General features: G+C 69.4%; 15 protein-coding genes. 1 reads left to right on the top strand and 14 read right to left on the bottom strand.

The features are described 5' to 3' along the window. Nucleotides 1-204: 204 nt before the first annotated feature. The 10 genes from ACGFIW_RS04450 to ACGFIW_RS04405 form a co-directional block, all read right to left on the bottom strand. Nucleotides 205-1,299, bottom strand: coding sequence for a hypothetical protein (locus ACGFIW_RS04450; RefSeq protein ID WP_393310889.1), 1,095 nt, complete (start codon nt 1,297-1,299; stop codon nt 205-207). Nucleotides 1,300-1,359: 60 nt separating this feature from the next. Continuing rightward, nucleotides 1,360-1,992, bottom strand: a complete 633-nt coding sequence (locus ACGFIW_RS04445) for a hypothetical protein (RefSeq protein WP_393310888.1) — start codon at nt 1,990-1,992, stop codon at nt 1,360-1,362. 27 nt (nt 1,993-2,019) lie between these two features. Continuing rightward, the gene (locus ACGFIW_RS04440; protein WP_393310887.1) at nt 2,020-4,440 is read right to left on the bottom strand and encodes a family 43 glycosylhydrolase; all 2,421 of its coding nucleotides are present in this window, start codon (nt 4,438-4,440) and stop codon (nt 2,020-2,022) included. Nucleotides 4,441-4,629: 189 nt separating this feature from the next. Beyond that, complete coding sequence (locus ACGFIW_RS04435; protein WP_393310886.1) at nt 4,630-6,963, bottom strand: glycoside hydrolase 43 family protein; 2,334 nt, start codon at nt 6,961-6,963, stop codon at nt 4,630-4,632. Between the two features lie 263 nt (nt 6,964-7,226). Continuing rightward, nucleotides 7,227-9,623: a ricin-type beta-trefoil lectin domain protein gene (locus ACGFIW_RS04430; protein ID WP_393310885.1), complete on the bottom strand. Its 2,397-nt coding sequence runs from the start codon at nt 9,621-9,623 to the stop codon at nt 7,227-7,229. Between the two features lie 51 nt (nt 9,624-9,674). After that, complete coding sequence (locus ACGFIW_RS04425) at nt 9,675-10,526, bottom strand: sugar phosphate isomerase/epimerase family protein (protein WP_393310884.1); 852 nt, start codon at nt 10,524-10,526, stop codon at nt 9,675-9,677. A gap of 7 nt (nt 10,527-10,533) precedes the next feature. After that, on the bottom strand, nt 10,534-11,718 hold the full coding sequence (locus ACGFIW_RS04420) for an ABC transporter substrate-binding protein (protein ID WP_393310883.1): 1,185 nt from the start codon (nt 11,716-11,718) through the stop codon (nt 10,534-10,536). A gap of 13 nt (nt 11,719-11,731) precedes the next feature. Further along, the gene (locus tag ACGFIW_RS04415) at nt 11,732-12,715 is read right to left on the bottom strand and encodes an ABC transporter permease (protein ID WP_393310882.1); all 984 of its coding nucleotides are present in this window, start codon (nt 12,713-12,715) and stop codon (nt 11,732-11,734) included. Between the two features lie 2 nt (nt 12,716-12,717). Further along, on the bottom strand, nt 12,718-13,692 hold the full coding sequence (locus ACGFIW_RS04410; protein WP_393310881.1) for an ABC transporter permease: 975 nt from the start codon (nt 13,690-13,692) through the stop codon (nt 12,718-12,720). 55 nt (nt 13,693-13,747) lie between these two features. Further along, entirely contained in the window at nt 13,748-15,259 is a 1,512-nt protein-coding gene (locus ACGFIW_RS04405) for a sugar ABC transporter ATP-binding protein (RefSeq protein ID WP_393310880.1), read from the bottom strand. A 526-nt stretch (nt 15,260-15,785) separates the two neighbouring features. Here ACGFIW_RS04405 and ACGFIW_RS04400 point away from each other — a divergent pair. Beyond that, nucleotides 15,786-19,334: a ThuA domain-containing protein gene (locus ACGFIW_RS04400; RefSeq protein ID WP_393310879.1), complete on the top strand. Its 3,549-nt coding sequence runs from the start codon at nt 15,786-15,788 to the stop codon at nt 19,332-19,334. Between the two features lie 89 nt (nt 19,335-19,423). Here the strand turns inward: ACGFIW_RS04400 and ACGFIW_RS04395 are convergent, their stop codons facing one another. From ACGFIW_RS04395 to ACGFIW_RS04380, 4 genes are all read right to left on the bottom strand, one after another. Beyond that, nucleotides 19,424-20,425 (bottom strand): aldo/keto reductase, encoded by a 1,002-nt coding sequence (locus ACGFIW_RS04395; protein ID WP_393310878.1) that lies wholly within the window; start codon nt 20,423-20,425, stop codon nt 19,424-19,426. A gap of 82 nt (nt 20,426-20,507) precedes the next feature. After that, nucleotides 20,508-21,269 carry an SDR family NAD(P)-dependent oxidoreductase gene (locus tag ACGFIW_RS04390; protein WP_393310877.1) on the bottom strand — a complete coding sequence of 254 codons (762 nt, stop codon included), beginning with the start codon at nt 21,267-21,269 and terminating at the stop codon, nt 20,508-20,510. After that, complete coding sequence (locus ACGFIW_RS04385) at nt 21,266-22,291, bottom strand: zinc-binding dehydrogenase (RefSeq protein ID WP_393310876.1); 1,026 nt, start codon at nt 22,289-22,291, stop codon at nt 21,266-21,268. The genes ACGFIW_RS04390 and ACGFIW_RS04385 overlap by 4 nt, the downstream gene beginning before the upstream one ends. 109 nt (nt 22,292-22,400) lie before the next feature. Then, complete coding sequence (locus tag ACGFIW_RS04380; protein WP_393310875.1) at nt 22,401-23,624, bottom strand: mandelate racemase/muconate lactonizing enzyme family protein; 1,224 nt, start codon at nt 23,622-23,624, stop codon at nt 22,401-22,403.

Below are 23,624 nucleotides of genomic sequence, written 5' to 3'. Positions count from 1 at the left end.
GGGAACCGGCCGCGCAAGCGGTGCACCCGAGGTGGCGTTGATCGATGTGTGATCGCCCGGCTCACAGATGGAACATCGATGTACCGCAATGGTAGGAAAGCGTTTTCCCCCAAGGCAAGGGTTAGCGTTTGCAGGTTTGTTGCAGCCCCGCGGGCCTGCACGGGGCGCCCACCATCCGACGACGCGAGTGCGGCGCGCGGCAGACTACCGGCGGGCGTCGCCCGGGTCGGGCTCAGCGCCAAAGGTCCCGCCTCCGACCCGCACCGACTCCTGCCCCTCCTGCCGACCCTCCTGGCGGGCACGGGCGAGCAGCCCGGCCAGCCGACGACGGCGGTGCCGGACCATCGCCCGCAGACCGACGAGCAGTACGCCGAGCAGAACCAGCAGCGCGAGCTGCGCCCACGGCACGACCCAGGTGGTGACGGTGGCGGAGACCGGCCGGAGATCGGCACCGACCTGGGCGTCGCCGAGCAGGGCCGGTGACGTGGTGACGGTCGTGCGGAGGCGTACCAGCGCCCAGACGCCGTCGGCGCGGGTCTCCACCTGCCGGCTGCCGGCCGGGAGCAACTCCTCGACCGTACGTGTGGCGTCGTGGCTGGTCCGTCCGAAGAGGTCGGACACCACCACCCGGCTCGTTCCGCTGACCCAGACGTTGCCCGCGTTCCCGACGGTGTAGCGGACCCGCAGCGTGCCACCGGCGAAGGGATTCCACGACGGCGTGTACCTCGCGCTGAGGCCCTGAACCGGCAGGGTCGCCTGGGCGGACCCGTTGACCCGGACCATGACCCGGAAACCCACCCGGCTCTCGACGTTGACCGTGCCACCGGTGCTGGTGACGGTCGCGGCGATGCCGGCGGGGTGGTCCCCCGGCGTGGCGCCCTTGGGCACCGTGATCGTGAACGGCACCACCCTCGTCTCGTTCGGGCCGACGGTGACCTTCTCCTGCACGTCGATCCAGGTGCCGCCGTCGACCGAGGGGCGGTCGGACGAGAACATGTTGAAGCGACCCTTGTCGGTGAGATAGCCGTCGGCGGCCTTCAGGGAGAAGGCGACAGCGTTACGGCTGAAGTTCCGGACCGCCAGGTGCTCGGTCACGACCGCCCCCGGGTCGAGGCTGGCGTTGATCCACCGGCGCTGGTCGGGCCCGCTCGGGGTGGCCGGCTGGACCGTCCAGGTCAGGGCCTTCGGGTCTGGCTCCGCCGCCGCCCCGACCGGCGCAACCCCCACCGTGAGGGCCCCGACCGTGAGGGCCACGGCGGCGAGGACGGTGAGCACCCGGCGCAGCGGGGAGACGGTCATGCGGATGGGCCCTTCGGCGGGGGGCTTGGCGGGGGCCCGGACCGGGCCCCCGCCACACCACTACTCGAACAGGGAGAGCGTGAGCGTCGAGCTGTACTCGCCGGCGGCGACCTCCGCCGGGGTACGCAGGTACAGGTCGGCGTTGACGGAGTAGGAGTCGCTGGCGACGGCCTCGGAGTCGAAGGCCGAAACCAACAGCTCCTGGTCGACAAGGCCGACGTTGTTACCCGGCAGGGTCTCCTCGTCCAGCGCGGTCACGACCTCCTCGCCCTCGGTGACCAGGCCGCTGTCCCCGCCGTCGAGCAGGCGGGGCTTCCACCCGAGGTGGTCGGCGGTGATCGGCGCCTGGCCGGAGGTGCCCGCGAAGTCGGTGGCGCTGCCGAGCACCGCCCAACCGACGCCGTCGGGAACCTCGTCGGCGACGCGGGTGTCGGTGACCGTCACCGTGGGCAGCGTACCGACGAACTGCCGAACCAGCAGGGTCGAGCCGTCCTCGGACAGCGCGACGGCGTCGCCGGCGATGGACAGGGCCAGGACGCCCGGTTCCCTGACCTCGTCGATGTCGACAGTCACCCGCACGCTGGCGTCGTCGTCGGGCTCGGCCAGGGCGGGCGACGGCAGCACCGCGGCCCCGACCAGAGCCGCGCCGGCGGCACCGGCCGCGAGCATCCGCCGCCGTTTGTCTGTGTTCATGTGATCTCCGTTCTCGTCCAGAAGGGGTTATCCGCCACAGGTGCCGGCGGGGTGTTGCACGGTGCGGACGGTCGTCACGTCCTGTCCACCGACCGCCCCGGTCACCCGGACCGTCGCCGAACCCGCCGGCACCGAGACGGCGCGCGTGTTGAACGACTGGTAGGCGTTCGCGCCCGGCGCGACGGCCGCGAACGAACGCTCGCCGTACGCGGTCTCCAGCGCGATCCCCACCGGCGCGTCATGGTCGTTGCGCGCCTGCACCGCCACGTAGACCTTGCCGCCCACGCACCGCGCCGACGCGGTGACCGTGACGGGCAGCTCCAGGGTGGCCGCCTGGAAGGCCCAGTTGTCGATCTCGAAGAGGTCGACGCCGGCCGGACCGGTGTAGGTGAAGTAGACGTCGTGCACACCGCTGACGCCGGCAAGCTCGGCGGTCACCTCGGCCCACTGGCCGACCGGCGTGTCGACGGCGGCGGTGCCGACGACCGGACCGGTGGCGGAGTCCAGCCGGACCTGGATCTGCCCGCCGGCGGCGAGCGCCCGTACCTTCGCCGTCACGCTCCGCGCGCCGTTGTCGCCGAAGTTCACCGACGACAACGCCGTCCAGTCGCCGTTGTCGATGTCACGGACCACCAGGTTCGGTGCCGCGCCGCCGAACTGGGCGGAGCCGCCGTCGACCTTCGTGGTCGCGACGCCCTTGCTCCAGCCGAACGTCTCGGCCTCGAAGACACGGTACGGGTCGAAGTCGCGCACCTGGTTCACACCGGCGTAGGTGCCGACGACCTGCTGGATCGTGCCGTCCGGGTTGAAGGCCAACTCCTGGATGTGCGGGCTGCGGTACCCCTGCGTCGTGTTGCCGTTGATGCGCTTGTTCAACGTCGGCGCGTGGTAGGTGAAGTAGTACTTGCCCTCGAACTCGAAGACCGACTGGTGGTTGTTGCCACCGGTGCCGGACCCGAAGAACTGCGACTGGTTCGGGAAGAGCACGCCGGCGTAGGTCTCCTTGGGCCACGACATCGGGTTGTCGGAGATCAGGTAGCCGATCTGGCCACCACCGGGGTAGCCGGGGAGCGGCTGCTGGCTGCCACCGAAGTCGTTCCCACCGAAGTGCGACGAGTACGAGAAGTAGTACTTGCCCTGCCGCTTGAAGACGTGACCCGCCTCGAAGGCCACCGGGGCGTCGACCACCGCGGCCGTTCCCTGGGTCGCGACCATGGTGTCGTCGAGTTCGATGGCCCGGATGTTCTTCGGGTTGTTGAAGCGCTCGGCCGGCGGCATGCTCGTCGAAGCGGGGCCACCACCGAAGTAGAGGTACGGCTGGCCGTCGTCGTCGACGAACGGGGCCGGGTCGAACTTCCACGCGACGTTCTCGGCACCGGGGGTGCGGCCGTCGATAAGCGTGCTCGTACGCTCGCTGGTCCACGGGCCGAGCGGCGACGCGCCCGTGATCACGTTGCTGGAGCCACCGCCGTTGGCGTAGTAGAGGAAGAACTTCTCCACCCCGTTCACCACCTTCTTGGTGATGCCCGGAGCCCACGAGTTGGCGGTGAACGGGGCCACCCCGTTCGGGCCGGCGACCTGGATCTCACCGTGGTCGGTCCAGTTCACCAGGTCCGCCGAGGAGATCACCGTGATCTGGTTGATGTCGCCGTAGTTGATCCCCGGCGAGACGCCGGTGGCCGGGTTCGGGGCGTAGCCCTGGGTGTCGTTTGTCATGTACATGTACACCCGGCCGTCGTGCACGAGGCCGAAGCCGTCGGCGCCGAACTTGTGCCCGATCAACGGGTTGTGCTCCCCGGGCAGCTTGCCGACCACCTCGATGGTCTTCGACGCCGGTGCGGGCGGCGCGGCGCCGACCACCGACACGTCGTCGAGCTTGAAGTCCATGAGATGCAGGTCCGGGTCCGTGGACGGGGTGGCGGTCCAGGGGGTCTCGAAGAACAGGCGTGCCGTCGACACGGTCTGCGTCGCCGGGATCGTGAACGTCCCGTTGAACTGCGCCCACTGGCCCTTCGTCGCCGTCACGCTCACGAGGTTGGTGTAGGTGCCGCCGCCGTAGTGCATGGTGGCGAAGAACTGCTTGGTGGCCGGTCCGCTCGCGTTCTCGTACTTGATGCGGGCCGTCAGCGTGTAGGCCTGACCGGCCTGCACCTTGCCGCTGAGGTCCTGCATCGGCCCGGACCCGGTCGTCGTCCGGCTGGTCACGAGCGCGGCGTTCGCACCAGCGTAGGCATCCGAGGTGGCCGACAACTGGGCGCCGTCGCCGGCGTTTCCGTTGTTGACGAACCAGTTGGCCAGGCCGTCCTCGAACCCGCCGTTGACGACGAGATTCGTGTCGGCGGCCTGGACCGGCGCGGCCCCGGCGCCGAACCCGGCGGCCAGCAGCAGGCCGACTGTCGCGAGCGCCGCGACCCGTCCTCGGGTCGGCCGTCGCATTCGTTGTTCCACGAAACGTCCTCCTTCATCTCTGACGTGCGGTCATCGGTGTACGGGGGATCGGTGGGTGGTCCGGACATCAGGGGTCGACCGCCGCCACCGGCTCGACCGCGGCCGGCGGAGCGGAACAGGTGCGCTGTTCCGCGCCGCACGGCCGGTCGCCGGTGGTGCGTGTCGTTGAGCCGAGGGCTCGTGGTGGGGTTATCCGCCGCAGGTGGCGCCGGGGTGTGGCGCGGAGTGGTCGGTGGTCACGTCCCGGCCGGCGACCGTGCCGGTCACCCGGACCGTCGCCGAGCCGGCCGCCACCGACGCCGCACGCGTGGGGAACGACTGGTAGACGTTCGCCCCCGGCGCCACGGTCGCGAACGACCGGTTGCCGTACGGGGTCTCCAGGGTGATCCCGACCGGCCCGTCCGAGTCGTTGCGCGCCCGCACCGCCAGGTACGCCCTGCCAGCCAGACACCGCACCTCGGCGCTGGCCGTGACCGGCAGTGCCGCGAGCACGCCGAGTCGGGCCAGTTGGTAGCTGAGTGCGCGCTCCGGGGCGTCGATCTGGTTCTGGGTGCCGAACTGCCCGGCCCGCGCCGACGTCGCCGCCGCGAGTGCGGACTGCGTCGCGGCCCAGGCGTCGGGCGGGTAGTGGCGCACGTCGAGCGTGCGCGCGTGGGCGATGGCCGCGTCGAGGGCGACGGTGTCCAGCGGCCGGGCCTGCGCGGTCAGCACGTCGCTGAGCAGGTAGTTGTCGAAGTCGACGTGCCCGCCGGTCTCCTGGGTCGCGTAGGTGAACAGGCCCACCCGGTGACCCATGAAATGGGCGAGGCTGCCGTCCAGCGTCTGCGGGCCGACGCGGTTGCCGAGCCGGGTCCACGTCAACCCGTCCAGGCTGTAGTAGAACGTCGTCCACAACTGGCCGACCGGCGAGGCGAAGTCGAGGTCGGCCTTCACGTGCACCTCGGTCGCGTCACCCAACGCCACTGTCGTGCCCGCCACGAAGTTTTCCAACGTCGACTGGTCGAGGTCGACGGCGAACGGCTGCGACCGGTTGACGACGCCGAGGGTGTTGACACCGTCGACGCGCTTGACCGCCACGTAGGAGAAGCCGCGGTTGTAGGCCGCCAGGCCCGCGACGTCGCCGTTCCTCATCCCGGAGATGTCCATCCGGGTCTGCACCGACTGCCGTGGCCCGAAGGTCCGCTGCGAGAGCGTGTTGCGGGCCTCCTCGAACCAGGCCAGCTCGGCCCGGTTGGACAGCTTCGTGTAGACGTACTGGCCGGTGACCACCTTGCCGGCCGTCAACCGCAACCAGCCGTCCCGGTCGGTGAGCGACCAGTACCGGTTGTCCGGTGCGTGGTTCCACTCCCACGCCAGGTCCAGCCGTGACCCGTTGGGGGCGACCTCCGCCGGGTCGAGCGGCGCCGGCACGGTCCACTGCTCGTCCTGGTACGCCCTGTGTGGCGCGTCGTTGGCGAAGTCGTCCGAGGCGACGATGCTCTTCTGCCGCTCGAAGACCTCCTCGGCCGGGCTGAGCCGGATCGGCTTGTCGAACACGCCGTTGACCGGCACGACCCCGCCTGCGCCGAAGGTCGGCCACCCGTCCTGCCAGGTGGCGGGGATGAGCGCCGGGATCCGCCCGATCGGGAACGTGTCGCGGAAGAACATGCCGTGCCAGTCGGTGCCGCCGCCGGCCCGGCCGATCGGCACCAGGCTGCCCTGGGCGAAGCCGTTGGAGTTGAGCACGCCACGCGCCTCGTAGGTGTTCACCCCGCCGGCCGAGGTGTAGCGGCCGAGCAGGTCCTTCGACCGGAACATCACGACCTGGCGGCCCTGCCCGGACGGCCAGGTGATGATGACGGCGTAGTACCAGCCGTCGATGTGGTAGAACTGCGCGCCCTCGAACAGGCCACCGATGAACGGCTGCCCGGCGTAGTTGTTCGCCGTGAAGATGTTCGGATAGTCCTGCGCGATGGCCGTCAGGTCGGCGTTGAGGCGTACGGCGCTGGTGCCGCCGGAGCCGTAGAAGATGTACGGCGTGCCGTCGACGTCGAAGAAGAGCGACGGGTCGTGCAGGCCACGGCCGAGGGCGGTGCGCTGCCACGTGCCGTTCTCGATGTCGTCGGTGCGGTAGAGGTACGCCCCGTTGAGGTTGTTGGTGTTGAAGGCGACGTAGAACATGCCGTCGTGGTAGCGCAACGACGACGCCCACTGGCCCTGACCGTACGAGTTCTGACCGTTGCGCAGCGAGAACGAGTCGCCGATGCTGGCACGGTCGAAGACGTAGTTGACGATCTCCCAGTTGACAAGGTCGTACGACTTCATGATCGGCGCGCCCGGGCTCAGGTGCATCGTGGTGCTGATCATGTAGTAGAGGTCGCGCCCCTCGTCGTTCTCCGCGGCGGGCACCCGTTCGACGCTGATGTCCGGCACGTCGGCGTTGAGCAGCGGCACCGAGTAGGTGCCGGCGCCGGTGTCGGTCGAGGTGTACGACGAGCGGGGTGACCAGACCTCGGCGGCGTGGGCAGCGGCGGGTGTGGTCACCAGGCTCGCACCCAGGAGGACGGCGATCGATGCGAGCGTGCGGAAGCGGCTGGGAACTCGCGGGCGGATCGACACGGCCAAGGTGGACTCCAGACGCGAGAGCGGCGTGAAGCCATCGTGTTATCGCTAACAATGCCTGTCAAGAGCATCAATGAAACCTGCCCGAAGTTTCCGCGTAACCTCAGGCCGACCAGGACGCACCATGCGGACCCGGGCCGGGGCGAGACCGCCCCAGCCCGGATCCGCTGCTGTCCGTGGTTACGTCAGCTACGCACCTGCCAGCGCTGGTTCGTACCGCCGCTGCACGCCCAGAGGATCAACTTCGTGCCGTTCGCCGTCGCGGCGCCGTTCGCGTCGAGGCAGAGACCCGACTGCACGCCCGTGATGGTGCCGTTGGAGTTGATGTTCCACTGCTGGTTGACACCACCGTTGCAGTCCCAGATCACGACCTTCGTGCCGTTGACGGTGCCCTGGCCGGAGGCGTCCAGGCACTTGGTGCCGTAGATCATGAGCTGCCGGCTCGCGGTGTGGGTCCACCGCTGGTTGGTGGCGTTGCTGATGCAGTCCCAGATCTGGGCCTGCGTGCCGTTGGTCGTGCTGGAGTTGCCGATCTCGGCACAACGACCCGACTGAGCGCCCACGAGCTGCACGTTCGTCGGGTTGGTGCTGCCACCGCTCTGCACGCCGGCCGTGTTGATCACCGTCTGCGCGCCCGACGGCCAGTTGCCGTTGCTGACCGTGACGTTGCCGTTGACGACGTTGCCGCGGTCACCGTTCGTCACGTTCGTGCCGCTGCTGGTCGACCAGTTGTTGGTGACCGTGAAGTTGCCCATGTTCTCGGCGTAGTAGTAGTTGGCGGTCGCCCAGGTGCCGGTGGAGGAGAACACGTTGTTACGGGCGGTGTAGTAGCGCGAGCCCTCGTCGAAGTAGAGCCCGAACCAGCCGTTGGTCCGCAGGCAGTAGTTCTCGGCGATCAACCCGCCCGGGTTCGCCGACAGCGAGTAGATGCATCCGCCGTCGGTCATCTGCTGCATGACGTCGTGCACGTAGTTGCCGATGACCTGGTTGTTGGCCGCCGTGGTCGCGGTCGAGTACCGCGGCTGGTAGTTGTACAGGCCACGGTTGGCGTAGTGCTGGCTGCCGCCGGCGTCGTTGGCGCCCCACCCGTAGCCGATCGACATGCCGGTGTACGGCATGTTGTAGACCTCGTTGTGCGAGACCAGCGAGGTGTTCACGTAGGTGGTCAGGATCGAGACCACGCCCCGGTACTCCAGGCCGAGATCGTGCACCTTGTTGTTGCTGATGGTGACGTTCCGGTTGACCATCCGCTGGTCGGTGGGGTGGTGGGCGTCGGCCCGCACGCCGCCGACCACGACGCCACCGGCCGAGTTGCGGGCGATCTCGGAGCGGGTGACGGTGATGTTGTTGACGCCCAGGCCGACGCCGCTGGCGTGGGCGTTGGCGTCGTTGCCGATGCCGATCGCCGTCTGCCCCAGGTTGACGAACTGGGAGTCGCTGAAGCTGATGGTGTTGGCGGCGGAGACCTGCACCGCGGCCGGCATCTGCGCCCAGCTCGGGCGGGTGGCCTCGAACAGCGAGCAGCCCTCCTGGCAGGAGGTCAGCGCGTCGGACGGACGGGCCCAGGTGCCGACGATGTGCGCGCCGGTCTGCTGGTCGGCGAAGCCGTTGTTGCTGCTCGGGCCGAGCCAGCTGGTGCCGGTGAAGGTGATCCCGCTGAACGAGATGTGGTGCGCCGGCGCGTCGTAGGTGCCGCCGACGTTCACCAGGGACTGCAACTGCGGCAGCTCCACGCTGACCGAGCTCATGTTCTGCCCGGCGAGCGGGATGTAGTTGAGCTGGCCGCTGCTGGGGTTGAGATACCACTCCCCCGCCGAGTCCAGGAACTCGTACGCGTTGGCCAGGTAGAACGGGCCGGCGCGGTGCGGACGGGACAGCGTGTCGAAGCCGAAGGTGTTGTTGTTCCATGCCGGCTGCTGCATCGTCAGGAAGTTGCCGCTGATGCTCTGCACCGGCGAGTACCGGTCGGTGAACGAGCCGACGCTCTCCACCTCGACCCGGTTCTGGTTGCCGAGGTTGTTGAGGTAGTTGAGCGCGCTGTTGGTGAACCGCATGCCGGACGTGGTGAAGGTGAAGTCGGCGCGGTTCACGGCGGTACGTGCCCGCGTGGCGACGGCCCCGTTGACGTAGAGCTGACGCGAGTCGAGCCCGGCGGGAACGTTGGCCCGCCAGATGTTCTTCCCGGCGTCGACCTGCGTCCAGCCGGTGACCGCCCGGGCGCCGGTGATCGTCGGACGCGCGCCGGTGGCCGCCCGCCAGATCACCTGGTAGCCGTTGTTGCCGGAGTCGGCCGCGGTCAGCCGCAGCGGCGCGGACAGCCGGTACGCGCCGTCGGCCAACTCCACGACGATGTCACCGGACATCGTGGTGTTGGCCGCCCGCACCGCGGTCTGTGCGGCGGACAGCGAACACGGTTGGGCAGCCGAGCAGCTGGTGCCGGTGCCGGAGGGCGACGCGTAGAGGGTGGTGGTGGCCGCGAGCGCGGGGGACGCCGAGGCGGCCACCGCGACCAGCGCGGTCAACGCGGACGCGGCGACGCCGGCCAGCATTCGCCGCAGCGGCGGAGTGGGGGAGATGGACACGGGACGGTGCTCCTGACATGAGAGGGGCGGAGGGGGAATGGTGCGTGGTGGTCAGCTGAGGGTCTCCCGGAGATAGCGCAGGCCGTCCGTGGCGAGACGGTCCTGTGAGGGTGCCAGCGGACGCCAGATCGCCGCGGCGACCGCGATGGACTCGTTCTCCCCCGTGAACGACTCGATGCAGATCGCACCCTGGTAACCGGTGTCCCGCAGGACGGTGAAGAAGCGGGGCCAGTCGAAGTGGTCCGCACCGGGAGCGCCCCGGTTGCTGCCGCTGACCTGCACGTGCTTGATGTGCGGGGCAGCGGCAGCGAGAGCCGCGTAGGGGTCGGCCTCCTCGATGTTCATGTGGTACGTGTCGATCATGATGCCGACGCTCTGCGGGAGCCCGTCGATCAGCTCGATCGTCTGCTCGATCGTGTTGACGACGCTCGTCTCGTAGCGGTTCAGCGCCTCGACACCGATGCTCACGCCCAACTCGCCGGCCTGCTCGGCAACCGGCGCCAGGGCTCGCCGGAAATCCGCGTAGCAGGCCGCGCGAGCCGCCGGTGACATCCGCCAGGTGCGGCCGACCGAGGCGTACACCGGGCCGCCGACGCATCCAGCGCCGACGGCCGCCGCGCTCGCCACGCAGCCCTTGAGGTACGCCACCGTCGACTCGACCACCGCTGGCGCGGCGTCGACCAGTTCCCGCCCCGGCGAGAAGGCCGCGCAGACGCCGGCGGCGACGAGGCCGTGCTCGGCCAGCAGGTCCCGGGTGCGGACCGGGTCCCAGTCGCCCGGCTGCTCGATCGGCAACTCGACCGCGTCGAAGCCGAACGAGGCGATCCGCGGGATCAGCTCGGCCAGCGCCTCGTCGTCGACCGGCGAGGCCCACACCCAGGGGTTGACGCCGATGGCGTACATCAGGGCCCTACTTCCAGCGCTGCGGATAGCCGGGCAGGTCGGTGCAGCCGCACATCGCGTAGTGCAGCGGCGGCATGTTCGCGTCGAGATACTTGTCCAGGTTGTCCTGGGTGACGGTCGGCTGCGGCAGCTTCCACGGGTTGGAGACCTGCTCGCCGTCGAGGATCCGCAGTGCCGCGATGATCGGCGTACGCCACTGGTAGGTCGGGTACGTCGGCGCGATGGCGGTGAGGTTCTTGTCCTTCCAGATCTTCAGGAAGTCGAGCTGGTCCTCGCCGTTCATCGGCGGAACGGGCTTGCCCGCGTCCTGGAACGCCTCGACCGCCGCGACGGCCGTCGCTCCGGCGTCCATCCAGACACCGTCGATCGTGCCGTACCGCTGGATGTAGTCGTCGACGATCTTCTTGGTCTTGGCCGGGTCGCCGTCGGTGAACTCGACACCCACGACGTCGACCTTCGCCTTGTCGAACGCCACCTTCGCCGCCGACCAGCGGGTCTCCAGGACGTCGACACCGGGCAGGATCCGCAGGGCGAGGACCTTACCGCCCGGCTTCATCTTCTGGCTGACGAACTCGGCGCCGACGTGGCCGAACCCGTAGCCGCCGATGGGGTTGATGAACGTCACCGGGCACTTCGTGTTGACACCCCGGTCGAAGACGACCACCGGCAGCCCCGCCTGGCAGGCCGCCTCGACGGCCGGGGTCAGCGTGGCGGTGGTGTTCGGCGAGACGATGAGCGCGGAACACCCCTTGCCGAGCAGGTCGTTGATGTCCGCGATCTGCTTCTGGTCCTTGCCCTCGGCGTCGACGTGCACGAACTCCTTGATGCGGCTCTTCTGCGCCTCCACCTCGGCCTGCATGGTCTTGAACCCGACCTGCCGCCACGGGTTGTTCAACGCCGCGTTCGAGAAGCAGATCTTGTGCGGGCCCTTCTTCTTGAACTTGGCGGTGTCCACCAGCTTCGGGTTGAGCACCTGCTCCCACGGCTTGTCGGCCGGGCCCGTCGCCGTGGCGCTGAGCAGTGCCAGCTCGGCGTCGTAGTCGGCCTGCACGAAGAACTTCGACTGCTCTCCGGTGCCCGATCCGGCGGCGGTGGAGGCACCGCCCGACGGGCCCGCGGCCGGCTCGTCGGTGGCACAGGCGGTGAGGGACAGCAAGGTGACAGCGGCCAACGCCGCCATGGAACGTCGCACTATGGATTCCCCTTTATCTCGACGAAGAACGCGTTGCCGAGACCGCCACGGCGAGCAGGATGATCCCGCCCTGGACGGTCGACCTGAGGGCGCCGGAGACGCCGTAGAAATTCATGAGGGCGAACAGCAACTCGAGGGTCAGCGCACCGAGCATCGCGCCGACAACCGAACCACGGCCCCCGCCCAGTGCGACGCCACCGAGGACGACCGCGGTGATCGCACCGAACTCCAGCCCCGCGCCGGCCTGGAACGACACGCCGCTGTAGCCGCCCAGCAGGATCGCCGCGACCGCCGCCGCGAGGCCGCTGAGGATGAAGGCGAAAGTCCGGGTACGCCAGACGCGTACGCCGCTCAACTCGGCGGTGCGCGGATTGTCGCCGACGGCGACGAGCGTCCGGCCGAAGTCGGACCGCATCAGCAGCACGGCCACCACCGCCAGGGCCACCAGGACCAGCAGCGCGAACGGCACGCGACCGAGCACCGGCACGTCCTCGAAGGCCCGCCGGCCGAACCGCCGGAACTCCTCGGAGAGCCCACCCTTCGGAGCACCGTCGGACCACAGGTAGACCGCGCCGACCAGGATCAGGAACATGCCGAGGGTGGTGATGAACGACGGCACCCGCAGCCGGGTCGTGATCACGCCGTTGACCAACCCGACGAGTGCGCCGAAGGCGAGCAGGAGCGCCACCACGGGCCAGGTACGCGTCGGGTCGCTGTCGATGAGCCGGGCGGCCACGACCACCTGCGCGGTGACCAGGGAGCCGACGGAGAGATCGAACTCGCCGGAGACGATCACGAAGTACTGACCGGCGGCGAGCAGGATGATCGGCGCCGAACGCCCGAGGAACGACATCAGCGACGGAGGGGCGAGGAAGTCGGGCTGTCGAATGCCGACGAGCACCACCAGCACCGCGAGGATCGCGAGGATCGGCAGGATGCCACCCGGGCGGACCCGCGGGAGACGCAGCGGCAGCGTACGACGCTGAACGGTCTGCATGGCTAGGCAGCCGCCTTTCGCATGGCCCGGCGGGCGTAGACGGCGACCGCGGCGATGATGATGGCGCCCCGGATCACCTGCTTGAAGAACGCGTCGACCTCGAGCTGGTTGAAGATCGCGTCGATGCTGGCGAGCAGCAGCACTCCACCGACCGTGCCGATGACGCCGCCGCGCCCGCCGGCGAGGGCGGTGCCACCGATCACCACGGCGGCGATCGACTCCAGGTCGTAGAGGCCCTCGGTGCCCACCCGGGGCGCGCCCGAGCCGAGCCGACTGGCGAGGTAGATGCCGGCGAGCCCGGCACACATCGAGCACAGCACGTGGGCGGTGACGAGGACCCGGTCGTTGCGGACGCCCGAGAGCCGGGCAACCTCCGGGTCGCCGCCGACGGCGACCAGGTGGTGACCGAAACGGGTCTTCGAGAGCGCGAACCAGGCCGCCGCGGTCACGGCGACCAGCAGCAGGAACGACACCGGCACCGGGCCGATGCGCTGGTAGCCGAGCGCTTGCACGAGCGACGGCGCGGTGGTGCCGGCCGGCCCGTCGTAGCCGTTGTCGAGGTAGCCCTTGAGCAGCAGCCCGACGCCGAGGGTCGCGATGAACGCGTTGACCCGGAGCTTGGTGACGAGGAGCCCGTTGAGCAGCCCGACGCCGGCACTGACGACGAGCACCAGGCCGATCGCCGGCAGCACCGCGCCGTCACTGCCGTTCATCGTCTCGGCGGCGACGAGGGTGCTGAGGCTGATCACGTACGCCACCGAGAGGTCCAGCGACCCACCCAGGATGACCAGCGTCTGGCCGACGGCGACGAGCCCGAGGCCGGCCGCCACGTGCAGCAGACTCACGGTCGTGGACTGGTTGAAGAGTTGGCCCCCGTCGACGAGGACGACGAGCCAACCGAGCGCGAGGGTGAGGGACAGGGCCACGAAGACGCCCGGTACGGTGCGGCGGGCCGGCAGCAGCGACAGCGCGCTCACTGGGCGGTCTCCATTCGCGACTGTGGGGCTCGCAAACCCGGCTCACTCCTCGCGCTCATCGGGCGGCCTCCGGCACGGCGCCGACCGCCAGGGTGACGACCTCTTCCTCGCTCGCGCCGGCGGGCAGCTCGCCCGCGACACGGCCGTCGCGCATGACGACGATGCGGTCACTCATGCCCAGCAGCTCCGGCAGATCAGACGAGATCATCAGCACCGCCGCGCCGTCGCGGGCGAGACGGCGGACGAGGTCGTGGATGGCCGACTTCGCACCCACGTCGATGCCGCGGGTCGGCTCGTCGAAGAGCAGGATCCGTGGGTTGAGCGCGAGCCAGCGGGCCAGCACGACCTTCTGCTGGTTGCCGCCGGACAGGAAGCGGATCTCCTGGTCGTCGCCCGCGCCACGAACCTCCACGGCGTTGAGCAGCTCGCGCACCCGAGCGGTCCGGGACGCACGGCCGGACCGGGCCGCGAAGACGGCCCGGCTGGCGAGCAGCGCGTTGTCGAGCACCGACTGCCGGGGCACGATCCCCTCACCCTTGCGGTCCTCGGTCACATAGGCGATGCCGGCCCGCATCGCGGTGCGGGGTGAGCGCAGTCGGACCGGCCGGTCGTCGAGCGTGACGTCGCCTGTCGTGAACGGCGACACCCCGAAGATCGCACGGGCCAGCGCGGACCGCCCGGAGCCCTGGAGGCCACCGATGCCGAGCACCTCGCCGGCGCGCAACTGGAGGTTGATGTCTTGCAGCTTCCGGTTTCCCACGTCGCGAAGGTTGAGCCGCACCGGACCCCGGTCCTCGGGGGCGGCCCGGTCCGGGTAGTAGCTGGACAGCTCCCGGCCGACCATGTGCCGCACCAACTCGTCGGCGGTGGTGTCCGCGGTGTCCACGGTGGTGACCCGGCGGCCGTCCTTGAGCACGGTGATCCGACTCGACAGGTCGAACACCTCGGCGAGCCGGTGCGAGACGTACAGCAGGCCGATGCCGCGTTCCTGGAGTCGGCGCACCAACCCGTAGAGCAGCTCGACCTCGTGGTCGGCCAGCGCCGCGGTCGGCTCGTCCATGATGAGCAGCCGTGCGTCCAGGGCGAGCGCCTTGGCGATCTCGACGACCTGCTGCTGCGCGACACCGAGTTGCCCCACCCGGGCGTCGGCCGGCAACGTGGTCTCCCCGATCGAGGCGAGCAGCCGCGTGGTGTTGTCGAGCATCGCCCGCCGGTCGACCAGACCACGCCGGACCGGCTCGTGCCCCAGGTAGACGTTCTCCGCGACGGTGCGCTCCGGCAGCAGGTTGAACTCCTGGTGGATGATGCCGACGCCAACCTGCTGGGCATCGCGTGGCCCACGGAACGTGCGCGGTTCACCGGCGAACTCGACGGTGCCCTCGTCCGGGGCGTACCCACCCGAGACGATCTTCATGAGAGTCGACTTCCCGGCGCCGTTCTCACCGACGACGGCGTGGACCTCGCCCGGTACGACATCGAGGTCGACACCGTCGAGGACGCGAACCCCAAGGAAGGACTTACCGATGCCCCGAAGGGTGAGCAGCGGCGACGGCGGTGGGTCTGACATCCGGAAGGCCCTCACAGATAGTAGTCATCGACACGGTGCACGGGTCGGCGGCTGACCCACTCGCGGCCTGACCACGAACTTTCGCAGCCGGCCGCGGAGACTTACGTTTTTATGTTGCGAACATTCCCTTGACATCGACGAAACATCACACGTATGAAGAAGATAGATGTTTGGATGCAGGTCCGCAATCCTCGACCGGGGCCGATTGCCAGGGCCGTCACTCGATCGGCAACGTCGCCGTACTCGAGAGATTCGGACATGGCCGTCGTCATCAGGGCAAGACGTCGGACGTTACCCCATTCATTGACACGGCTCTATTCCTAGCTCATCCTGGCCTCGTGGACCACGGGACAAGAACCACAGCCGCCATCACCCTCTGTGACGTCCCGCGGGTCTGACTGCCGTTTCGGCGAACGGCACGAGGACAGCCCAGCGCACTCGTGTTCACCCATGCGTCCAGGCACAACCTGACGCAGGGTGGGCCCGTGGGCGCAACCGGAGTTGCCCGTCCAACCAAGGAGACGCCATGCGTCGCAATACGATGATCATTTCGGTGATCGCGGGCCTGTTACTGGCTCTCGGACTCGCCCCACCGGCGTCGGCGGCCCCGGCCTTCCGCGCCCTGGTGTTCACCAAGACCACCGGCTACCGACACGACTCGATCCCCGCCGGGATCTCCATGATCCAGCAGCAGGCAGCCGCCAACAACTTCGAAGTGGTGGCGACCGAGGACTCAAGCGTCTTCACCGCCAGCAACCTGGCGACCTTCGACGTCATCGTGATGCTCCAGACCTCCGGCATGGTCTGGACCTCGGCCGCCCAACGCCAGGCGGTGGAGGGCTACCTCGCCAGCGGCAAGGGCATCGTGGCCATCCACAACGCCACCGACATGGGCATCGACACCGAATACCCGTGGTGGGACAACACCATCAACGGCGGCGCCCACATGCCGGAGCACTCCCCCGGCGTGCTGCCCGGCACCGCCATCGTCGCCGACAAGCAGCACCCGTCGACGGCCGGCCTGCCGGACAAGTGGAACCGCAGCGAGGAGTGGTACAACTTCGACTCCAACCCGCGTGGCAAGGTGCACGTGCTGGTGACGGCCGACGAGCGCACCTACAACCCGGGCTCCCGGGCGATGGGCCCGGACCACCCGATCTCCTGGTGTCGCAACACCGGCGGCGGGCGGGTGTGGGCCACCGCGATGGGCCACGCGATCGCCTCCTACAGTGAGACGAACTTCCAGAACCACGTCCTCGGTGGCATCAAGTGGGCCGCCGGAAACCTTCCCGGCGACTGCGGCGGCACCGTCTGGGGCAACTTCGAGAAGCGCACCCTGGACGACAACACCGTCGACCCGATGGCGATGGCGGTGGCCCCGGACGGACGGGTGTTCTACGCCCAGCGCGGCGGGCAGCTGAAGGTCTTCAAGCCCTCCACCAACAGCACGGTGACCGCCGGCACGCTGAGCGTCTACACCGGCGGTGAGGACGGTCTCACCGGCATGGCGTTGGACCCCAACTTCGCCACCAACGGGTACGTGTACCTGTACCACTCGCCGGCGAGCAGCTCGACGGACGTCAACCGGGTCTCCCGCTACACGATGAGCGGTGACACGCTGAACATGTCCAGCGGCGTGACGATCATCGACATCCCGGCGTACCGGGACCGGACGTTCCCGGAGCCCGGCCACACCGGCGGGTACATCGAGTTCGGCCCGGACGGCAACCTCTACATCGGCACCGGCGACGACACGCCCCCGAACCTCGACCCCAACTGGCAGGGCTACGCCCCGCTGGACTGGCGCTCGGGCAAGTCCAACCTGGACGCCGCACGCTCCGCGGGTAACACCAACGACCTGCGTGGCAAGCTGCTGCGCATCCGCCCCGGGGCCACCGGCAGCTACACCATCCCGAGCGGCAACCTCTACCCCCAGGGCACGGCGCAGACCAAGCCGGAAATCTACGCCATGGGCTTCCGCAACCCGTTCCGCTTCTCGATCGACCCCGCCAACGGCTGGGTCTACCTGGCGGACTACGGCCCGGACCGCAACCCGCCGACCACCAACCGTGGTCCCGAGGGCCTGGTCGAGCTCAACGTGATCAAGACGCCCGGCAACTACGGCTGGCCGTTCTGCCACGGCAACAACCAGCCCTACGCGCCGTACAACCCGGACACCGGCGTCGTCGGCTCGAAGTTCAACTGCTCGGCACCTGTCAACAACTCGCCGAACAACACCGGTCTGGTCAACCTGAAGCCGGTCGTCATGCCCAACATCTGGTATGGCTACCCCGCCTCGACGACCTTCCCGGAGCTCGGCTCCGGCGGCTCCGCGCCGATGGGTGGCCCGGTCTACCGGTACGACGCGGCGAACCCCTCCCAGACGAAGTTCCCGCCCTACTACGACGGCGTGCACTTCTTCTACGAGTGGGCGCGCAACTACGTCAAGGAGGTGCACTTCGACTCCTCCTCGGCGGTGACCCGCACCAACCCGTTCCTGCCCGGCGGCAACTTCAACAAGCCGATGGACATGGAGTTCGGCAAGGACGGCTCGCTCTACCTGCTGGAGTGGGGCACCAACTTCGGCGGCGGCAACAGCGACTCCGGGCTCTACCGGATCGACTACATCCAGGGCGGTCGGTCCCCGATCGTCAAGGCCACCGGCACTCCCACCAGCGGCAGCGCACCGCTGACCGTCCAGTTCAGCAGCGCGGGCACGTCCGACCCGGACGGCAACACGCTGAGCTACCTGTGGACGTTCGGCGACGGCACCACCTCCACGGCGGCCAACCCGTCGAAGGTGTACACGTCCAACGGCAACTACACGGCCCAGTTGAAGGTCACCGACAGCACCGGTAAGACCGGCTTCGCCAACGTCCCGATCACCGTCGGCAACAGCGCCCCGGTTGTCACCATCACCACACCGGGCAACGGCGGCATGCTGACCTTCGGTGACAAGGTGTCGTACCAGATCACCGTCACCGATCCGGACGGCGGCACTGTCGACTGCTCGAAGGTGTTCCTCAACCCGGCACTGGGTCACGACGACCACGCCCACGAGACCACCGAGTACCCGGGCTGTTCGGGCACCATCTCCACCGACCTGCTCGGCGGGCACCCCGACGGCGCCAACCTGTTCTACGTGCTGAACGCCCGGTACACCGACAACGGTGGCCCCAGCGGTGGGGCACCGCTCACCGGTACGGCACAGGCGATCCTGCAACCGAAGCACAAGCAGTCCGAGTACTTCAGCAGCCAGTCCGGCATCCGGGTGATCGACCAGGCGGCCGCGGAGAGCACCAAGCGCGTCGGTGACATCTCCAGCAACGACTGGATCGCGTTCAGCCCGATGAACCTGTCGGGTATCTCGACGGTCAGCTACCGGCTGTCGTCGCCCTCCGGCGGCGGCTCGATCGAGCTGCGGGCCGACTCGCCGACCGGGACCCTGCTGGCCACCACCACGGTGCCCAGCACGGGTGGCTGGGACAACTACCAGTCCACGACACCGGTGAGCGTCGCCGCCCTCGGCGGTACGCACACGCTCTACATGGTGTTCAAGAACGCCAGCAACTCGTTCGATCTGGACTCGCACACCTTCGGCGGCAACGGCGTCGGGACACCCGGTACCGGCACCGGCACCGGCCTGGCCGGTAAGACCTACACGGTCACGGCGCAGCACAGCAACAAGCTGTTGGACGTCAGCGGTGTCTCCACCGCCGACGGCGCCCAGATCACCCAGTGGGCGTCCACCGGCGGCAACAACCAGAAGTGGCAGGCCGTCGACGCCGGTAACGGCGCGCTCTACCTCAAGGCCGTGCACAGCGGCAAGTGCGTCGAGGTGGTCGGTAGCTCGACCGCGGCGGGTGCCTTCCTCCAGCAGGCCACCTGCAACAACAGCAACCAGCAGAAGTTCACCGCCACCGCGACGGGCACCTCCGGCGTGTACACGGTGAAGAGTGCGCTGAGCGGGCTCTGCATGGACGTCAACGGCGCTTCCACGGCCGATGGCGCCCGGGTGTTGCAGTGGAACTGCACCAACGCGACGAACCAGCAGTGGCGGTTCACCGCGCTCTGACCTGCGGATGTCGCGGTAACAGATGACGTCCCGGTCGGGACCGGTATCCGAGAATCGGAGCCGGTCCCGGCCGGGACGTCGTTGTCAGCTCAACTGGACCGGGAGTCCGGGCCGGGCAGCGCGGCGAGCAGCCCGGCCGCGGCCAGGGCGTCCCACAGATCCTCCGGTACGACGGCCTCGGACCGTCGGACCGTCTCGACCATCTGTGCCTCGGTGCGGACGCCGACCACCGTCGACACCACTGCCGGATGCCGACGGACGAAGGCGAGTGCCGCCTGCGGCAGGGTCACCCCGTACGTCTCGCAGACCGCCGCGATCCGCCGCGCCCGCTCGATCAGCTCCGGCGGGGCCTGCTGGTAGTTGTAGACGGCATCGGCCGGCGGCTGGTCCCGCGACAGCAGCCCCGAGTTGTAGACGCCCGCGATGACGATGCCCACCCCCCGGTTGTCGGCGGCGGGCAGCAGGTCGTCGGCCGCGCCCTGCTCCAGCAGGGTGTACCGCCCGGCGCACATCATGACGTCGACGTCGGTCTCCCGCACGAACCGCGTCAGCATCGCCGACTGGTTCATGCCGGCACCGATGGCACCCACCACGCCCTGGTCACGCAGGTCGACCAGGGCCGGCACGGCCTCGTGTGCGGCCTGCTCCCAGTGGTCGTCCGGGTCGTGCAGGTAGACGATGTCGATCCGGTCCAGTCCGGTGCGGTCGAGGCTGGCCTCGATCGAGCGGAGGACACCGTCGCGGCTGAAGTCCCACACCCGCCGATGGGTGGCGGGAACGTCGAACCCGTCGGAGTCGCGTCGGTGCGCGTCCTCGGGTGACGGCACCAGGATCCGCCCGACCTTCGTCGACACGACGTACTCGTCGCGTGGCCGTTGACGCAGCGCGGCGCCGAGGCGGCGCTCGGACAGCCCGAGGCCGTAGTGCGGGGCGGTGTCGTAGTACCGGACGCCCGCCTCCCACGCCGCGTCGACAGCCGAGGCGAACTCCTCGTCCGACGTCCCCCGGTACAGGTTGCCACCCTGGGCCGCGCCGAAGCCCAGCTCGGTGAGACGCACGTCCGGGCGACGCGGGAGCGCTCGGGCCGTCATGACGCCTCCAGCCCGGGTACGCGGCGGACGAGCCTGCCCGGACGGCCGACGACGACGCCCACCGGGGGTACCGGCCCGCCCGTCATCGGCCCATCCAACCGCCGTCGACGGGCAGCACGACCCCGTTGACGTAGTCGGATGCCGACGACGCCAGGAACACCGTGGCGCCGCCGAGGTCGTCGGCACGACCCCACCGGCCGGCCGGGATTCGGGAAAGGATCGCCCCGTTGCGGTCGGGGTCGTCGCGCAGCGCCTGGGTGTTGTCGGTGGCGATGTAGCCGGGGGCGATGGCGTTGACGTTCACCCCGTGGGCTGCCCACTCGTTCGCCAGCGCCTTGGTGAGCCCGGCGACGCCCGATTTCGACGCGGCGTAGCCGGGGACGGTGATGCCACCCTGGAAGCTCAGCAGCGAGGCGGTGAAGATGATCTTCCCTCGGCCGCGTTCGACCATGGTCCGGCCGATCTCCCGGCTGAGGATGAACTGACTGCTCAGGTTCACCTCGATCACGTGGTCCCACATCTCGTCCGGATGCTCGGCGGCCGGGGTACGGGCGATCGTGCCGCCGTTGTTCACCAGGACGTCGATCGGTCCGAGCGCGGTGAGGTCCCGGGCCAGCTGGTGGACGGCCGCCCGGTCGCCGAGATCGGCGCGCAACCCGGTGAACCGGCGGCCGGCGGCGCGCACCCGGCGCTCGACCTCGCTGCCCTCCGATTCGAGTTGGGCGGAGACGCCCACGATGTCGGCACCGGCCAGCGCCAGGGCCTCGGCCATGGCGAGACCGATACCACGCCGGGCCCCGGTCACGACGGCGACGCGGCCGGACAGGTCGAACAGGGCAGTCACTTGTCACCCTCCCGCAGATCGAGCAGCACCTTCATCACGCCGCCACCCTCCAGTGCCGTGAAGGCGGCGCCTGCCGCCTCGACCGGCTCCACCCGGGAGATGAGCTGTTGGGCCGGGATCGCACCCGAGGCGACCAACCGGATCGCCTCCTCCATGTCGTCGCGCTGGTACAACCGCGCGCCGAGGAGTTCCAGCTCACGCCAGAAGAACCGGTGCAGGTTGACCTCCCGGGGCCGGGGATGGATCGCCACCATCACCAGCCGGCCACGGGTGGTGAGAACGTCGACAGCCGTGGTGACGCCGCCGGCGGAGCCGGACACCTCGAAGGCGATGTCGGCGCCCGCGCCGTTGGTGCGTTCGTTGACAAGTGCCACGACGTCGGTCGCGCCCGGATCGACTGCCTCGATCCCGATTCCTTCCGCCACCTCGCGTCGGAACGGGTCCGGCTCGACGAGGAGCACCCGTGCGCCGCGGCCCTTCGCGACGACGGCGATGAGCGCCCCCACCGGGCCACCGCCGACCACGACCACCTGGTCGTCGGCTGTCACGTTCGCCCGGCGGACGTCGTGCACGGCGACCGCGACCGGCTCGACGAGCGCCGCGTGGTCGAGTGGCAGATCCTCGGGGAGCGGTAGGACCAGGTCCGCCGGCACGGTCCAGTAGGACTGCATCGCGCCCGGCGAGTCGATGCCGAGGAAGTTCATCGCGTGGCAGACGTGGGAGTGCCCACGCTGGCAGGCAGGGCACTTTCCGCAGGGCCGGGTCGGCAGCACGGTGACGGGCTGGCCGATGCTCCAGCCGGTGGTGTCCGGCCCCACGGCGGCGATCCGGCCGGACATCTCGTGCCCGATGATCGCGGAGTCACCGACCCGCGCGTCCATGTCGCCGTGGTAGATGTGCAGGTCGGTGCCGCAGATCCCGGTGTACGCCACCTCGATCCGCACCTGGCCCGGGCCCGGCGGCACCGGGTCACGATCCTCGATTCCGAGGTCTCGCGCCCCCCGGTAGACGACTGCCTTCATCGATCCTCCATCTCGCCGGTCGGCACGTCGGACGTGGCGACCGGACATGGTCGTGGGTGCACCGCGGTGGCGGTGCACCCACGTTCTCTCTCTGTTTCTGGCGGTCAGCTCAGTGCTGTGCGGTGGGCGACACCTCGGTACGGGAGTTCAGTGGCACGACCGGCACCTGGCGGGCGGGGACCACCCCGTCAGTGTCGCCCAGCAGCCGCCGGCCGGCCCGCTCCGGCCGAACGTTGGGGCTCTCGGCCGTCTGCACCTGCGGGCGGTGGTCGGCCGCGCGGATCCGCTCCTCGTCGACCCGGACGCCCAGCCCGGGTGCGTCGCCGAGGATGAACGCGCCGTCCTCGACGTGCAGGTCGACGGTGACGCCGACCGGTGGACGCAGGTCCTGCAACTCGCTGGTCAGGTGGTTCGGCACCGAGGTCGCGGCGTGCAACAGGCCGATCGGGCTGTTGCCGATCGGGCTGACCGGCAGGTCGTACGCGTGCGCCAGGGCGGATGCCCGCAGGAAGTGGGTGACCCCCCAGACGGCGGCCATCTGGACGATGTCGACCGCGCCGGCGGCGAGCAGCGGACGATACTGTTCGAGCCCGGTGAGGTTCTCGCCGGTGGCGACAGACGCGCTGACGCCTCGGCTGACGACGGCGAGGCCCTCGGCGTCCCAGCGTCGGACGGGCTCCTCGATCCAGATGAGGTCGAGGGTGCGTTCGAGGTCGCTGACGTGCCGTACGGCCTGCTTGCGGGTCCAGGCCTCGTTGACGTCGAGCATCAGGCCCGGTCGCCGGCCGTGCCCGGCCTCGGTGAGGACCTCCCTGACCAGGGTCAGGCGGTGCCGGTCACGATCGATGTCGAGACCGCCCTTGAGCTTGGCGGCCCGCAGGCCGTGACTGGCGTAGACCTCGTACTCCGCGACGAGTTCCTCGTCGGTGAGCCCGATGTCCAGGCCGGACGCGTAGGCGTTGACCCGCCGGTCACGTCCGCCCAGCAGCCGCCACAGCGGCTCGCCGGCCGCCTGCGCCTTGATGTCCCAGAGTGCGGTGTCCAGTGCGCCGATGGTGCCGAACACCGGGCCCGCGTGGCCGGCCTTGAAGGTGTGCCGCAGCATGCGGTCGTACAGCGTTGTCACGGCACGGGGGTCTTCGCCCTCGATGGCTGCGAAGATCCGCTCGATCTCGACGTGCGGCCCGAGGCCGACTCCCGAGATGCCCTCGTCGGTGTCGACGATGACGATCGAGACCGGAACCACCCCGTCGGGGAACACCCCGTTGGCGTCACCGACGGGCCGCCCCCATTCCTGGACCGTGGAGAGCGTCCGATATCCCGTGATCCGCAT

Source organism: Micromonospora sp. NPDC048935 (assembly GCF_043197875.1).
Lineage (GTDB): Bacteria > Actinomycetota > Actinomycetes > Mycobacteriales > Micromonosporaceae > Micromonospora.
The sequence above is the reverse complement of the archived record's forward strand: the minus strand, read 5'-3'. Positions and strand labels throughout refer to the sequence as shown.

Coding starts and splice junctions, on each gene's coding strand:
- ACGFIW_RS04450 (WP_393310889.1), bottom strand. CDS start 1,299: ATGACCGTCTCCCCGCTGCGCCGGGTGCTCACCGTCCTCGCCGCCGTG.
- ACGFIW_RS04445 (WP_393310888.1), bottom strand. CDS start 1,992: ATGAACACAGACAAACGGCGGCGGATGCTCGCGGCCGGTGCCGCCGGC.
- ACGFIW_RS04425 (WP_393310884.1), bottom strand. CDS start 10,526: ATGTACGCCATCGGCGTCAACCCCTGGGTGTGGGCCTCGCCGGTCGAC.
- ACGFIW_RS04415 (WP_393310882.1), bottom strand. CDS start 12,715: ATGCAGACCGTTCAGCGTCGTACGCTGCCGCTGCGTCTCCCGCGGGTC.
- ACGFIW_RS04405 (WP_393310880.1), bottom strand. CDS start 15,259: ATGTCAGACCCACCGCCGTCGCCGCTGCTCACCCTTCGGGGCATCGGT.
- ACGFIW_RS04400 (WP_393310879.1), top strand. CDS start 15,786: ATGCGTCGCAATACGATGATCATTTCGGTGATCGCGGGCCTGTTACTG.
- ACGFIW_RS04395 (WP_393310878.1), bottom strand. CDS start 20,425: ATGACGGCCCGAGCGCTCCCGCGTCGCCCGGACGTGCGTCTCACCGAG.
- ACGFIW_RS04385 (WP_393310876.1), bottom strand. CDS start 22,291: ATGAAGGCAGTCGTCTACCGGGGGGCGCGAGACCTCGGAATCGAGGAT.
- ACGFIW_RS04380 (WP_393310875.1), bottom strand. CDS start 23,624: ATGCGGATCACGGGATATCGGACGCTCTCCACGGTCCAGGAATGGGGG.